Source organism: Desulfosporosinus sp. FKA, from assembly GCF_002196785.1.
GTDB classification, from domain to species: domain Bacteria; phylum Bacillota; class Desulfitobacteriia; order Desulfitobacteriales; family Desulfitobacteriaceae; genus Desulfosporosinus; species Desulfosporosinus acididurans.
In genome coordinates this window covers 113,013-128,138 of the sequence record NZ_NAHZ01000027.1, presented here as the reverse complement: position 1 = coordinate 128,138, position 15,126 = coordinate 113,013, and the positions used below count along the sequence as shown (strand labels likewise).

Annotated in this window: 11 protein-coding genes; 2 read left to right on the top strand and 9 right to left on the bottom strand. The window is 45.3% G+C overall.

Translation table 11 applies throughout. The annotated features are described in order from the left end of the window. The first annotated feature begins 48 nt into the window (after positions 1-48). Positions 49-705: a cytochrome b/b6 domain-containing protein gene (locus B5771_RS10310; protein ID WP_172408234.1), complete on the top strand. Its 657-nt coding sequence runs from the start codon at positions 49-51 to the stop codon at positions 703-705. Between the two features lie 89 nt (positions 706-794). After that, a complete protein-coding gene (gene murC, locus B5771_RS10305; RefSeq protein ID WP_088187425.1) occupies positions 795-2,147 on the top strand; it encodes a UDP-N-acetylmuramate--L-alanine ligase in 1,353 nt (450 codons plus the stop codon). 169 nt (positions 2,148-2,316) lie between these two features. Here murC and B5771_RS10300 read toward each other — a convergent pair whose 3' ends face one another. The 9 genes from B5771_RS10300 to B5771_RS10260 all read right to left on the bottom strand — a co-directional run bounded on the left by B5771_RS10300 (position 2,317) and on the right by B5771_RS10260 (position 15,050). Further along, complete coding sequence (locus tag B5771_RS10300; RefSeq protein ID WP_088187424.1) at positions 2,317-2,889, bottom strand: hypothetical protein; 573 nt, start codon at positions 2,887-2,889, stop codon at positions 2,317-2,319. Next, positions 2,890-3,669, bottom strand: coding sequence for an NAD(+) synthase (nadE, locus tag B5771_RS10295; protein ID WP_088187423.1), 780 nt, complete (start codon positions 3,667-3,669; stop codon positions 2,890-2,892). Next, positions 3,670-5,130 carry a nicotinate phosphoribosyltransferase gene (locus B5771_RS10290; protein WP_088187422.1) on the bottom strand — a complete coding sequence of 487 codons (1,461 nt, stop codon included), beginning with the start codon at positions 5,128-5,130 and terminating at the stop codon, positions 3,670-3,672. A gap of 329 nt (positions 5,131-5,459) precedes the next feature. Beyond that, positions 5,460-6,845, bottom strand: coding sequence for an argininosuccinate lyase (gene argH, locus B5771_RS10285; RefSeq protein ID WP_088187421.1), 1,386 nt, complete (start codon positions 6,843-6,845; stop codon positions 5,460-5,462). A gap of 97 nt (positions 6,846-6,942) precedes the next feature. Continuing rightward, positions 6,943-8,151, bottom strand: coding sequence for an argininosuccinate synthase (locus B5771_RS10280; protein WP_088187420.1), 1,209 nt, complete (start codon positions 8,149-8,151; stop codon positions 6,943-6,945). Positions 8,152-8,227: 76 nt separating this feature from the next. Then, positions 8,228-9,172 carry an ornithine carbamoyltransferase gene (argF, locus tag B5771_RS10275; protein ID WP_088187419.1) on the bottom strand — a complete coding sequence of 315 codons (945 nt, stop codon included), beginning with the start codon at positions 9,170-9,172 and terminating at the stop codon, positions 8,228-8,230. A 297-nt stretch (positions 9,173-9,469) separates the two neighbouring features. Then, positions 9,470-12,664 (bottom strand): carbamoyl-phosphate synthase large subunit, encoded by a 3,195-nt coding sequence (gene carB, locus B5771_RS10270; protein ID WP_088187418.1) that lies wholly within the window; start codon positions 12,662-12,664, stop codon positions 9,470-9,472. Next, the gene (gene carA, locus B5771_RS10265; protein WP_088187417.1) at positions 12,654-13,754 is read right to left on the bottom strand and encodes a glutamine-hydrolyzing carbamoyl-phosphate synthase small subunit; all 1,101 of its coding nucleotides are present in this window, start codon (positions 13,752-13,754) and stop codon (positions 12,654-12,656) included. Before carA ends, carB begins: the two co-directional genes overlap by 11 nt. An 81-nt stretch (positions 13,755-13,835) precedes the next feature. Continuing rightward, positions 13,836-15,050, bottom strand: a complete 1,215-nt coding sequence (locus B5771_RS10260; RefSeq protein ID WP_088187416.1) for an acetylornithine transaminase — start codon at positions 15,048-15,050, stop codon at positions 13,836-13,838. Positions 15,051-15,126: the final 76 nt, after the last annotated feature.

The window sequence follows — 15,126 nt, the reverse complement described above, 5'->3', positions numbered from 1 at the left end:
GGGCGAGTAAAGGGTACGGTTAGTACGGTTAGGGGCATGTTTAACAGCATGAAGAAAAAAAATAATTTAAGGAAACCATTTTTCAAAGAACTTCAACAAGGAAACGTAGAGGGCGAAATTATCCTTTTCCAACCTCTATGGGTCAGGATTTTTCATTGGGGATTTGCTCTCAGTCTGACTGGAATTCTGTTAAGCGGTTTGGAATTGCATAAGCCGGCAAAATTTTTTGCAGTTTCCTATGGCGATATGTTTAAAATTCATGTAATATCAAGTTGGTTCGCGCTTGGATTTGTGGCCTTGCGCTGTGCAGATGCAATTCTCCGGCGCGATCAATCGCTTATTCCTAAATTACGTGATCTTAAACTATTTCCTAAGCTTTTAGCTTACTACCTGTTCCTGCGCACCGCTCCTCCCCCTAATCGCAAATATAACAGCGGGCAAAGTCTTGTCTATTCTTCATGGCTCCTCCTTTTCCTGATAGCAAGTCTTCTCGGCTTATCTTCCTATTGGCAAGGAGAGCATCTCATTTGGGTATGGAGATTAGTGGGCGGTTTCCAGCGTCTTAGGTGGATAAAATTTATGATCACCATTTACTTTCTGGCAACGATTCCCCTGCACATCTACCTTAGTATGACAGAGAACCTTAGTCATCTTCAGGCTATGGTTTCAGGTTATGAACGAAAACCGCCTCCTAAAAAAAGTTAGAATATTTTTCCTTGTATATTTATGATACCTTTTCGTATAAGTTTGGGTATAATGAAAGATAGAGTTATACATAGAAGGGACGATCTATTTTGGGATTGCATATTCATTTTGTTGGCATAAAAGGAACAGGTATGAGCGCTTTAGCTCAAATTAGCGCTCGAATCGAAGGGGCTACCATCTCTGGTTCAGATGTAGAAGAGAGTTTTTTTACAGATAGTGTTTTAAAACGCGCCAAAATTCCTGTTTTAGGCTTTTCTCCCAGTAATGTGGAAAAGGCTGATTTAGTTGTTGCTTCAGCCGCCTATACGAATCAACATCCGGAAATCGCTCGTGCTTTAGAGCTAAATATTCCTGTTATGACCTATCCTCAATTTCTCGGACGATTGCTTTCCAAAAAGCGCGGCATTTCGGTCGCTGGAACTCATGGCAAGACGACGACAACTGCCATGTTGGGTATGGTTATGCTTAATGCCGACTTCGATCCGACGATTGTTGTGGGCAGCGATGTTCCCAGCATCGGTGGCAACGCCCATTCGGGAACAGGTGAATTTTTTGTGGCAGAGTCCTGTGAATATCGACGCCACTTTCTTAACTATTCACCCGAGCATCTGATAATAACAAATATAGAATTTGATCACCCGGATTATTTCCAAGACCTCGCTGACGTCATCTCCGCTTTTGCCGAACTCGCCCAGAAAGTACCTGAACACGGTCATATTTATCTATGGGCTGAGGACCCAAATCGTCAGGCGATCCACGGATCTGCGCCTATTACTACCTTTGGCCTTTCCGAGGCCGCGGATGTTCGTGCTACGGAAATTCTCTTCCGCGATGAGCAAAGTTCTATGAAAATTATGCTAAAGGGACAATATGTCGGCGATCTGGACCTTCATGTTGCCGGACGTCATAATATTCTTAATGCCTTGGCAACTATCGCAGTCTGTCACGAAATCGGCATTCCTATTAAGGAAGTGCTTGACAGTTTGAGTAAGTTTACTGGGACAAAACGCCGCTTTGAGCATCTTGGCTGTAATACCAATGGAGCTCTTATCGTTGATGACTATGCTCATCACCCAACAGAAATCCGCACGACCTTAGAAGGTGCCCGGTTATCCTTCCCTGATCGTCGAATCCGTGCTGTGTTTCAGCCCCACACTTTTAGCCGCACGGAAAAACTCCTCCAGGAATTTTCTTTAGCGTTTCAAAGTGCGGATGAAGTTGTCATAGCCGATGTTTTTGCTTCCGCACGCGAGCAAGGGAATCAAACGGTCTCTGCTCATACTTTGGCTGAGCTGATTCAAAAGCAAGGAATACAGGCCCGCTACATTGGAACCTTAGACGATATTAAACACTATCTTGCGCAAACACTGGCTCCCGAAGATCTCGTCCTAACCTTAGGGGCAGGAGACGTTTATAAGGTTGGGTTAGGCATCGTCAGCTAAAAGCTGAACATCGGATCTTCGGTGACGGAAGCGCCTAGCCCATAACAAATGCTATCGCACTGAAGGATGGCAGAGGGCGTCTTACGATTTAATAAAAAAGCAGAGCAGTTAACAAACGTCGAGTTGTTACTGCTCTGCTTTTTTCTAACCCCTACTTTTTCAACTGCTTTTAACCCTTCAGAGGGCCCTTTAATTCTCTGATTCCCTCCACGATATCTTTCCAGCTCCGACATCGTTTGATACCTTGGGAAAGTTCTTCATAGTTCAGATTATAACTGGTTGTCAGAAGAAAAACAGGAACTCCGATTGCGGCGATCTCCTGAGCATTCACATGATAATCCTCAATAAAAGCCTTGATACCCCATTCCTTGACTAAGTCCACTTTACTGTTAAAGCCTGAAAAGAGCACGTGTTCATGCGGAATCTCACTCTTCGCCAGCCAGCGAATGGTAACGTCTTTCTCTTCAGGTGTACGGGCGGTCACATAAATAATCTCGTGGCCCTCTTTGATTAGGGCCTCTATCCCTTCTTTTGCTCCCGCCACAATATTCGGCATAAACAGCAGTCGTTCCGCATTACCAACGAAGAAGTCATTCATATCGGATCTGGGAACTTCAAAGTCTCTATGCATATCGTAATTTGTAATCGTCTTGACATCCTTGCCAAAGTACTGATTCAGTTCCTGCATCCAATATGGGTAACTATCGGAAACGACGCCATCAATATCGACTCCGATTCGCACTTATTCTAACCTCTCGAGTTTAGGAAGTTCAAGGCTGGGAGGAAGATGTCGTTTGTGCTCGCTTTGATGGTGTAACTTCTCAATTCGTTCTTTAACTTCGGCCGGGACATCTTCCCCGAGCAAATAACGATCGATTAAATCATAAGTTAAGCCCATCTCTGCTTCATCGGTCTGCCCGGGCCAAAGACCTGCCGTAGGCACACGCATGGCAATTTTTTGCGGCAGTCCCAGCATCCAAGCCCAAGCTCTTACCTCACTCTTAGTAAGGGAACTGATTGGTAAAAGATCGACGCCGCCATCACCGTATTTAGTAAAATATCCGGTATAACTTTCCGGGGCATTGTCTGTCCCGACCACTAAATAATTCATGGCATTAGCTACAGCATATAATGTTGACATACGTAAACGAGCCTTTAAATTTCCTTGACTCATTGTTTCGCCAACAATTGGACTGCCTTGCGCGGAGGAAGGCAATCCTTGCTTGACTTGGTTGAAAATTAATGTATGAGCCTCTCCAAGGTCAATCTCTAACGGCCTAATTTCAAAACCTTCGGCAATCCAGAGGGCATCCTCCCGATCCTCAGGATTCGAGTGACTGGGCATGATTACTCCGATGCAATTCTCCGGAAAAGCACGAACACAAAGCCCGGTAACTACAGCCGAATCAACGCCGCCGGAGATCCCAACGACAACCCCTTTGGCATTAGCCTCGGCAACTTTAGTACGGAGCCATTCCACAGCAGTGTTAATCCGAACGGCCAATTCCTTATCAGTCCACATTTATTCTTCCTCCTGATTCTGATTTGATTTTATTTCATTGTGAATGGTCAAAAGTAACTGTTGCTTTAAATCGTATAGCTTCGGTGAAAGATCAACAATATACCGATGGGGGTTTGCCAAGCGCTTCACTTCATCCCAAAAGGTATCCAGTTCCTGGCGCGAATACTTTTGTATATCCATCAAAGAAGGCAATTGGTAAACCAGTTTTCCTTTACGGAAAATAGGCATTAACAACTCCCTGGTCCTAAAATTCACCAGTGTTTTTCTCTTCCAGGTCTGTATAGGATCAAAAATAGTCAGGGATTTTCGTTCGCTGAATAGTTCATCCTCTAAGGCGATTAAATCGGCCATAGCTTTTCCCGCTCGGTCATAAAAACGAACAACCTTTTTAATTCCGGGATTGGTGATCTTAGAGATGTTTTCCGAAACTTTAAGGCGAGGGTGAAAAACTCCGTTTTCTCCCTCCGCAGCCAGCTTATAGACGCCGCCTAAGGACGGACTGTCTTTGGAGGTTATGAGATGGGTTCCAACTCCCCAAGCATCAATAGCAGCTCCCTGAGCTCTTATTGAAAAGATTGTCTCTTCATCAAGATCATTGGAGCCAACAATAATGGCCTTTGTCAGTCCTGCCTCGTCCAACATCCGACGAGCTTTCTTCGACAAGTAGGTCAAATCGCCGCTGTCAATCCGTATCCCCTGAAAATGATACCCTTCAGCTTCAAGTTCCAGCCCTACTTTAATGGCGTTGGGAACACCGGATTCCAGGGCGCTGTAGGTATCCACTAATAACAAACAGTTATCCGGAAAAGTCCGGGCATAAGCGCGAAATGCCTCTAACTCTGTAGGAAAACACTGAACCCAGCTATGGGCTTGGGTACCCGAAACAGGGATCCCGTAGCGTTCTCCGGCCAGAATATTCGATGTCGATTGACATCCGCCGATAAACGCTGCTCTGGCCCCTAAAGTTCCCGCGTCCGGTCCTTGCGCTCTTCTCAAGCCGAACTCCATAACCGGGCCCCGTCCTGCTGCAGCAGCTACCCTAGAGGCCTTTGTCGCAATAAGGGTTTCGAAATTCACCAAATTTAAAATGGCGGTTTCTAAAAGTTGTGTTTCCAAAATACGCCCTTTAACTCGCATTATCGGCTCATAGGGAAAAACAGGAGTTCCTTCCTGTATAGAATCAATGTCACCGGTAAACTGAAAATGTCGCAGCTCCTCAAGGAAATCGTCTTGAAAAATATTAAGACTTTTGAGATATGCTAAATCCTCTTCTCTGAACCTTAAGTTTTCAATAAATTCTACGACCTGTTCAAGTCCGGCAGCTAACGCATACCCTCCATCGAAAGGCAAGGAACGAAAGAAAACGTCAAAGACAGCTTCTTTATCGCGGTAACCATTAATAAAGTATCCTTGCATCATGGTTAATTGGTATAGATCTGTTAACATTGTAAGATTTTCCATTTACCCTTTACCTCGCTGCTCTCATCTACAGGTTTAGTGTTCCTAAATCTTAGGATATAATCGTTGACTAAAAATCATGTGTGAGAATTTCTACCTTTGAAGTAATATTTCCTTCTTTGACGACGGAAATAATTGTTTATCTTTATAAATAACTATTCTAAAAGACTCAGTTTGTCGTATTTACTAGAAAATAGCAAAATAGTTATCCACATATTAAGGGAGCTTATCCCCCGTTTACCTAGGGGTTATCCACTTAAAAAGTCCATCTATTTCGATATTATCCACAGAGTTATCCACACTATGCACAGTTTTGTGTCGTTTCCATACCTTTACTCAGCCAACAATTGTTTTAGAGTTTCATGACTTATTTGAATTCCTTGAGCGACGGTTTCCGGAGAAGGGCCTCCTATGAGCTTACGCGCACGCACACAATGTTCAATCCCAATGGCATCAAAAAGATCCTGATCAAACACCGGAGACAGGGCCTGATAGTCACTGAGTGCCAGCTCTTCCAGTCCTATTCCTTTTTTGGTGCAGTGCAGAACAATTCGCCCTACGAGCTCATGGGCTTCACGGAAAGGCACTCCTTTCTTCGCCAAATAATCCGCCAAATCCGTAGCATTTGTAAAGCCTCCTTTGGCTCCCCAAGCCATAGCATCTTTATGGACTTGCATGGTTCTAAGCATAGGTTCTACAACGATTAAGCACTTTTGTAAGGTATCGACAGCATCAAAAACCTGTTCTTTATCCTCTTGCATGTCTTTATTGTAAGCAAGGGGCAACCCCTTCATCACTGTTAAGAGTGCGACTAGATCCCCGTAAACACGTCCGGTCTTTCCTCGTACTAATTCCGCCACATCCGGATTTTTCTTTTGCGGCATAATACTTGATCCGGTCGAATAGCCGTCATCCATAGAAATGAATTGAAACTCCCCGCTTGACCAAAGTACGAGTTCCTCACATAAGCGGCTAAGATGCATCATCAGAATCGATGCGCCGGCTAAAAATTCTAAAGCAAAATCTCGGTCACTGACACCGTCTAGACTGTTCAGTGTCACGCCGTCAAATCCTAAATCACCAGCCACTTTCTCACGATCGAGGGGAAAGGTCGTTCCGGCCATCGCTCCCGAACCGAGTGGTGACACATTCAAACGTTTTCTGGTATCATTCAGCCGTCCAAGATCGCGTAAAAACATCTGGCTATAGGCCATTAAATGATGGGCTAAGGTTATGGGCTGTGCTTTTTGTAAATGGGTATATCCGGGCATCCATGTTTCAAGATGTTCTTGAGCTATGTTCAGCAGTGTCCGTACCAGATTTCCGACATATGTTTTGGTCTGGTCAATCTCCTCCCTGAGATACAGCCTTAAATCCAAGGCCACCTGATCGTTCCGGCTCCGTCCGGTATGTAACTTTTTCCCTGTTGGTCCGATTTTTTCAGTCAATAATTTTTCGACATTCATATGAATATCTTCGGCACCAATTTCAAATTCTACACTGCCTGCTTGGATTTCCGTCAGAATTCCCTGCAGGCCTTCGATCAATTGGGCTGCTTCATCTTCTGTGATTACCCCCACGCTGCCCAGCATTTTGGCGTGAGCTATGCTTCCCAGAATATCTTGTTTGTACAAGCGTTGATCAAAACGAATTGAGGAATGAAAATCCTCCACTAACGCATCGGTTGTTTTTTCAAAGCGTCCGCCCCAAAGTTTCACAAGCCATCTTCCTTCCGTAGTTGATAATAAACAAGCAGGGGAGCAATGCCCCCCTACGTGAGATAAGCGCCGAAACTTTCGGCGCCCATTTGCAGTCTTATTTACGCAGCCCTGATTGTTTTTCCATTAAAGCTCTAACCTTAAGCGGCAGACCAAAAAGATTAATAAATCCTGCCGCATCCTTCTGATCATATACTCCATCTTCTCCAAAGGTGGCATAAGCTTCATTATAGAGAGAATAGGGCGATTTCGTACCTGCTAAAGAACAATTTCCCTTGTATAATTTTAAGCGCACAGTCCCTGTAACGTTCTTCTGGGTTACATTAACGAAGGCATCAAGGGCCTCGCGCAGGGGAGAATACCAAACCCCATCATAGACAATTTCAGCATATTTTAGAGCAATTTGCTCTTTATAGTGGAGGGTGAGCCGATCCAGAGTCAGATGCTCTAAAGCTTTATGAGCAGTATAGAGAATTGTTCCGCCCGGTGTTTCATAAACGCCCCGTGATTTCATACCCACCAGCCGGTTTTCTACCATATCCACAATACCAATTCCATTTTTTCCGCCTAAATCATTAAGAGTTTCCAATAATTTAACCGGCGCAATCTTCTCACCGTTTAATGTGGTAGGAATCCCTTGCTCAAAGCCGAGTTCCAAATAAGTCGCTTCATCCGGAGCGTCTTCCGGGGCAACACCAAGCAAATAAAGGTCTCTTTTAGGTTCATTCCAAGGGTTTTCCAAGTCTCCGCCCTCATGGCTTAGATGCCATAAGTTGCGGTCCATACTATAGGGACGATCTTTCGTCACAGGAACGGGAATTCCTCGCGCTGCAGCATAATCAATACAATCCTCGCGGGATTTAAGGTTCCACTGCCGCCAGGGAGCAATAATTTCCAAATCCGGATTTAACGCTTTAACACTCAGCTCGAAACGAACTTGGTCATTACCCTTACCAGTAGCTCCATGAGCTATGGCCACAGCGCCTTCCTTCTCGGCGATCTCCACAAGCCGGCGAGCAATCAGAGGACGGGCGAAGGATGTCCCCAGGAGATAATCGCCTTCGTAAACTGCTCCGGCTTTCAAGGTTTGAAAGATAAACTCAGTCACGAATTGTTCTCTGAGGTCTTCGATGTATAATTTACTTGCTCCGCTCTTTGTCGCTTTTTCCTGAAGAGGAGCCAATTCTTCACCTTGACCAAGATCGGCAACCATAGCAATAACTTCATACCCATAGGTTTCCTTCAGCCAGGGGATAATAATCGATGTATCCAAGCCACCGGAATATGCCAAAACAACCTTTTTCATACCCTATTCTCCTTTTCATTCAATACATTACTAAAAATCATATATAACCAAAGTAACTAAGTCAAGCTGTATACCTTTACATCACCAAAGCCATAATTGCCTTTTGAGCATGCAGCCGATTTTCTGCTTCATCAAAAACAACGGAATGGGCGCCTTCGATAACTTCTTCAGTAATTTCCTCGCCGCGATGAGCCGGCAGACAGTGCAGGACAATTGCTGACGGATGGGCAAGTTTAAGGGACTCAGCATTGATCTGGTAGCCTTGAAAAGCCTTCATACGCTCACCGGCTTCTGCTTCCTGTCCCATGCTTGCCCAGACATCTGTGTAAAGAACATCGGCTCCTTTCACCGCTTCTAAGGGATCATCAAGGATTTCGACACTGCCGCCATTCGCTTTAGCATCTTCCTGGGCTAAAGCCACCAGAGCAGGGTCAGGCTTATAACCCTGGGGAGATGCAATCACAACTTGTAATCCCATTTTGGCTCCGCCGAACATTAGTGAATGGGCCATGTTGTTGCCATCCCCGATATAAGCCAATTTTAACCCTGCCAGACGTCCTTTATGCTCTTGAATCGTCATAAGGTCTGCCAGCACTTGGCAGGGGTGCAGCATATCTGTCAGGCCATTGATTATGGGAATTGTCGCGTATTGAGCCAAGTCCAGAACTTCCTGATGACTAAAGGTGCGGATCATAATGCCATCAACCATACGGGAGAGTACCCGAGCCGTATCGGCGATTGTTTCTCCCCGGCCGAGCTGGATGTCCCTGCCGCTTAAAAAGAGTCCTTGTCCTCCAAGCTGATATATTCCTACTTCAAATGAAACCCTGGTCCGCGTTGAAGATTTTGTAAAAATCATACCCAAGGTTTTGCCTTGAAGAATTGGATGCGGCCGCCCAGCCTTTTGTTCTTTTTTAAGCTCGGCAGCAACATCTAAAAAACATTTTAATTCATTTTGCGTAAAATCATGTAAAGAAATAAAATCCCGACCCTTAAACTGTGAACGATCAATTGTTATCATATCTCTTCCACCCCTTCAATGTGTATTATTATACTTATTAATGTATAAAAATGCAATAGTTAAACTGTATCGTTTTTGTCAGAAGCAGGAGTCTTACGATTGATAAATTGGTATTGCTAAGGTTATTCACGAACTTGCTTAAGGTTATCATGCCCCAATTTCTATATTCGATGGACCATATTTGAAGAATATTATAAAACTCCTGATTGACATAAGTGTCAACCAGGAGTTTTTTTTATCTAATCGTAAGGCTCTCACTTCTACAAGTGAAGTGATTCCCATACCTGTTGCAGGCAGCTAAGCTAAATAGTCCTGCAGCGAAAGTACCTGCGGCTTTGTCTGGCTTCTGATCTCCTGCAGCGCGCGCACAACTGCTTTTGCTGTATCCATTGACGAAAAACAGGGTACGCCATGTTCAACAGCTAAACGTCTTAACAAATAGCCCGTGTGTTCGGGAGTCGTTCCTTTTATCGGTGTGCTAAGGATAAAGGAAAACTCGCGCTGTCGAATAGCTTCCTGTAAAGCCTGACTTGATTCACTAACCACGTCAACCTTTACACCGCAGAGAGCTAAAGCCTTGGCCGTATCACCGATTCCTTTAACCCCAAAACCAAGCTGAGACAGTTGTCGGGCAAGAGTTATCGCCTCAGGGCGGTCCTTTTCAGCAACAGATACTAAAATACTGCCATCCTGTGGCAAGGGAACACGCGAGGCCGCAAAGGCTTTGGCCAAAGCATGGCCGAACTGAGTGTCCATGCCCAGAACCTCCCCCGTTGATTTCATTTCCGGTCCCAGAGAAGTTTCAACTTTGGTCAGTTTTTCAAAGGAAAAAACCGGAGCTTTAACGACAACGTAAGGCATCTCGGGAGCAAGGCCATGCTTATAGCCCAGTTCCTGTAACGACTTACCTAAGGCAACCTGAACCGCTAAATTCACGAGAGGAATTCCCGTAACTTTAGAAAGAATTGGCACGGTTCGGCTTGCTCGGGGATTAACTTCCAAAACATACACTTTACCGCGGACAACAACAAATTGAATATTGATAAGTCCTCGAATGCCGATTCCAGAAGCTAAGCGACAAGTATAATCCTGAATCTGGTCAATTTCGGAAGGAGTCAAGCTTTGGGGAGGATAGACTGCTAAACTATCTCCGGAATGGACACCGGCGCGTTCTATATGCTCCATAATTCCGGCAATCACCGTGGTCTCTCCGTCTGAAACGGCATCAATTTCAACTTCTTTGCCCTCTAAATAACGATCCACTAAGATCGGATGTTCCGGTGAGAGGTAGATAGCCCGACGCAAGTAGTCTTTCAGTTCTTCAAGAGTATAGACGACTTGCATAGCGCGACCTCCAATGACATAGGACGGACGGACAATCACCGGAAATTCCAGTTCCTCTGCTACGGTTGAAGCCTGAGCGATAGAGGTCACACTGCGGCCTTCAGACTGTGGGATTCCTAAGCGGCATAACAGCTCAGCAAAGCGTTCCCGATCCTCAGCCAGGTCAATAGAATCCACAGGAGTACCAAAAACCTTTACTCCTGCACCTTCAAGCCGACCGGCCAAATTAATAGCTGTTTGCCCGCCAAATTGAACAAGTACGCCATCTGCCTGCTCTTTATGCAAAACATGAAGCACGTCTTCGACAGTTAAAGGCTCAAAATAGAGTTTATCTGCCGTATCAAAATCTGTAGAAACTGTTTCAGGATTGTTATTGACCATGATTGCTTCTATACCGGCCTCTTGCAAAGCCATGAGAGCATGAACGGAGCAATAATCGAACTCTATCCCTTGCCCAATCCGAATCGGTCCTGAACCCAAAACAACAATCTTGGGGCCGGAAGTGACCTCGCCCTCATCTTCTTCTTCATAAGAAGAATAATAATAAGGGGTTGCCGAGGCGAATTCCGCGGCACAAGTATCTACAGTTTTGAAGACAGGGATTATCCCCAGTTCCATCCGCAAATTCCTTACCGCTTCCTCCGTCCGCCCTGTCAGCTTGGCAACGGCTAAATCCGAAAACCCTTTGACCTTGGCCAGTCGCAGCAATTCCGAAGTTAAGGGCTCACCTTGAAGGCGGCGTTCCAAAGAAACCAGTTCCTTAATTTTCGCTAAATAGAAGGGATCAATTTGCGTAAGCATTTGAACTTCTAAACTCGTCCAATCCCGACGAAAGGCTTCCGCAATCGCAAAAAACCGTTCATGGTCTGTTGAAGCCAGCTTGTCTTCGATTTCCATCTCTGTCCAGCCCCCGGAAGCAGCAATACGAAGGCCTACACTTCCGATTTCCAAGGAACGAGCTGCTTTTAAGAGAGCCCCTTCTAAGGTTCGTTCCATAGCCATAACTTCACCCGTTGCTTTCATTTGGGTGCCCAAGCGATGGTCTGCTGCCGGAAACTTATCAAAAGGCCAGCGCGGAAATTTAACAACCACATAGTCCAAGGCTGGCTCAAAACAGGCGCTTGTGTGCCCGGTGACAGGATTCGTTAATTCCGGAAGTGTAAAACCAACAGAGAGAAGGGCAGCCATTTTGGCAATCGGATACCCCGTTGCTTTGGAAGCCAGGGCGCTGGACCGGCTAACCCGAGGATTTACCTCGATGACCACATACTCTCTGCTCACTGGATTCAAGGCAAACTGAACATTACACCCTCCATTGACGCCTAAAGCCCGAATGATTTTTAAAGACGATGAGCGCAGCATTTGGTATTCCACATCACTCAACGTTTGCGAAGGGGCTACGACAATGCTGTCTCCCGTATGGATACCGACGGGATCTATATTTTCCATATTACAAATTGTAATACAGTTGTCAGCGTCGTCCCGCATAACTTCATACTCAATTTCCTTCCAACCCGCTACACTTCGCTCGAGAAGACATTGACCTATGGGACTGGCTTGCAGTCCTCGCTGTAAAATTTCTTCCAATTGTTTGGAATTCTTAGCGATTCCGCCGCCTGTTCCGCCTAAAGTATAGGCAGGTCGAATAATCAGCGGGAAGCCCTGGCTCCGCGCAAAGCTTTTCCCTTCATCAAGGGATGTCACAATAGTACTTTCGGCTACAGGCTCTCCAAGCGCAAGCATAGTCTCTTTAAAGGCATCACGGTCTTCTGCCTTATAAATCGTTTCCGCATTGCAGCCAATCAAATCAACACTGTATTTTTTCAACACGCCGCTGCGTTCCAACTCCATAGCGAGATTAAGACCCGTTTGACCTCCCAGGGTAGGCAGCAAGGCGTCGGGATTTTCCTTTTCAATAATTCGTGCCAGGGATTCAGGCAAAAGTGGTTCAATGTACGTAAGATCAGCCATTTTGACATCAGTCATAATTGTGGCTGGATTACTGTTTGCTAAAACCACCTCTAAACCCACTTCCCGTAAAGCTTTGCAGGCTTGAGTACCGGCATAATCAAATTCTGCGGCTTGCCCGATGACAATCGGCCCTGAGCCAATGACAAGGACCTTTTTCCAAGCCGGATTAAGAGGCATGCTGAGCCCTCCATTCCTGCATTAATTGTGCAAACTCGTCGAATAAATAAAGAGATTCACTCGGGCCGGGACCGGCTTCTGGATGATATTGAACAGAAAATACGGGTAAATCCTGATGTTTAACTCCTTCAACACTTTGATCGTTAAGATTGCGATGGGTTACATATAAAGGAGTCTGAGCTAAACTGTTCTCAGAAATCGCATAACCGTGGTTCTGGGAAGTAATCGTAACCCGCTTTGTCTCAAGCTCCTGTACAGGTTGATTTCCTCCCCGATGTCCAAACTTCATCTTATAGGTATCGCCTCCTAAGGCCAGCGACAAGAGTTGATGACCGAGGCAAATACCGAAAATAGGACGTTGATTAATCAAGTTACGAATTGTTTCTATCCCTGCTTGAACACATTTGGGATCACCTGGACCATTGGAAAGGAAAACCCCATCAGGACGCCGTTTGAGGATCTGCTCTGCCGTGGTGTTGTAGGGAACAACCGTCAACTGGAATCCCTGAGCCTGCATAGCCTGCAAAATATTGTTTTTGATCCCGAAATCCATAACCACAACATGAAAGGAGCCTTTTTTCGATTCCGTAGGCGGCAGGGTATATATTTTCTTGGTGCTGACGTCTGCTACAACGTTCTCCGGAACTTGCCAAGTTTTTAGTTTAGCGGTTAGCTCGTTAAGGTGTTCCAGGCGGGTTGTGATTACACCGCGCAGAACTCCATATTCGCGTATAATTCTGGTTAGGGCACGGGTATCTATCCCTTTGATCCCCACAACGCCTGCTTGTGCCAATGTTCTCGAGATATTTTTCTCGAGCTGCCAATGATTGGGATTAAGAGCAGCCTCTTTGACGATAAATCCTTGCACTTGGACTTTTTCAGACTGATCATCTTGCTTGTTAATTCCGTAATTTCCGATGAGAGGATAGGTCATACAGACCATTTGCCCAGCATATGAGGGGTCTGTCAGTACCTCTTGATAGCCCGTCATTCCTGTGTTGAAGACCACTTCACCCCAGGTCTCTCCAGAGGCTCCAAAGGATTCCCCCATAAAAACTTTGCCTGTCTCAAGAACGAGTGCTGCCTTCATTTTATCCCTCCTCGGATCAATAAGTTAGTTCTGCCTTGTCTATTCATTTTGCACATCCACTATAAATTTGCTTTTCTTGGTCTACTTCCAAAGTTCAGCAAACACTTCGTCCAGTAGTTTCAAAGCTTCATCAATTTCAGGTTTTTCCACGATCAGTGGCGGGAGAAAACGCAGAGTCTTGCCGCCTACACAATTAATGAGTAATCCTTTTTGGAGACAGCGAGCTACAATTTCCGGACCAAACTTAGATACCGGCCAGCCAAGGATAAACCCTTGCCCTCGGATGGGATCTCCTGTTTGATACTTCTGCGCTAAATGTTCCAGACCTTGTCGAAAATAGTTTGCTCTTTCTTGAACGCCCGTGAAAAATCCTTCTTGAAGCATAATATCTAAAACTGCACATCCTGCGGCTGTAGCCAAAGGATTGCCGCCAAAAGTTGAAGCATGGTCTCCAGGCTGAAACACATTCGCAACCTTATCGGTGGCCAGCATTGCACCCATTGGAACACCGCCCCCTAAAGCTTTGGCTAAAGTCATAATATCGGGAGTCACACCGCTCCACTCGTAGGCAAAGAGCTTACCGGTTCTTCCCACGCCGCACTGTACTTCATCAAAAATTAACAAGGCACTATATTGATCACACAAGTCCCTCGCAGCTTGGAGAAACTCCTTAGAACAAGGAATAACTCCCCCTTCACCTTGAATGGGTTCAATAAAGACTGCAGCCGTCTTTTCGTTAACTTTAGCCTTTAAACCTTCTAAATCGTTAAGTGCCGTATAGCTTAGACCGACAGGCAATGGAGAATACCCTTTTTGATACTTTGTTTGTCCGGTCAAAGTTAAGGTCGCCAATGTACGCCCATGAAAGGAGTTTTTCAGCGATATTACTTTATATTTGTGGTCACCGTACATTTCTTTAGCATATTTGCGAGCCAGCTTAAAAGCAGCTTCATTAGCTTCAGCTCCGCTATTGCAGAAGAATACTTTGTCAGCAAAGGAATGCTTCACTAAACTCTCTGCAAGAGCAACTTGATTAGGAATCCAATATAAATTTGAAGTATGCAATACTTCTTCAGCCTGTTCTTGAATCGCCTGCACGATAGCCGGATGGCTGTGTCCCAAAGAATTGACGGCTAATCCCGTTAAAAAATCCAGATAGCGTTTTCCTTCTGTATCCCAAACCCAGACGCCTTTCCCTTTAACAATGGTCATAGGCAAACGGCCATAAGTATTCATAACCACATTTTTTCCACGCTCAATGATGGCCTCTGTGGATAAACCTTCTAACTGTGTCATTGTCTCATTCCTCCCTATCTCTTTTAAGACCCCCGCTTCTATAAGTGGGAGTAGGTCCTTCGTTAACCTCAGGTGG

What these genes read in the sequence shown, in the direction of transcription:
- B5771_RS10290 (WP_088187422.1), bottom strand. Translation starts at nt 5,130, where the DNA reads ATGGAAAATCTTACAATGTTAACAGATCTATACCAATTAACCATGATG.
- carB (WP_088187418.1), bottom strand. Translation starts at nt 12,664, where the DNA reads ATGCCTCTTAATCCGGCTTGGAAAAAGGTCCTTGTCATTGGCTCAGGG.
- B5771_RS10260 (WP_088187416.1), bottom strand. Translation starts at nt 15,050, where the DNA reads ATGACACAGTTAGAAGGTTTATCCACAGAGGCCATCATTGAGCGTGGA.
- B5771_RS10310 (WP_172408234.1), top strand. Translation starts at nt 49, where the DNA reads ATGAAGAAAAAAAATAATTTAAGGAAACCATTTTTCAAAGAACTTCAA.
- nadE (WP_088187423.1), bottom strand. Translation starts at nt 3,669, where the DNA reads ATGTGGACTGATAAGGAATTGGCCGTTCGGATTAACACTGCTGTGGAA.
- argF (WP_088187419.1), bottom strand. Translation starts at nt 9,172, where the DNA reads ATGATAACAATTGATCGTTCACAGTTTAAGGGTCGGGATTTTATTTCT.
- B5771_RS10280 (WP_088187420.1), bottom strand. Translation starts at nt 8,151, where the DNA reads ATGAAAAAGGTTGTTTTGGCATATTCCGGTGGCTTGGATACATCGATT.
- carA (WP_088187417.1), bottom strand. Translation starts at nt 13,754, where the DNA reads ATGAAGGCAGCACTCGTTCTTGAGACAGGCAAAGTTTTTATGGGGGAA.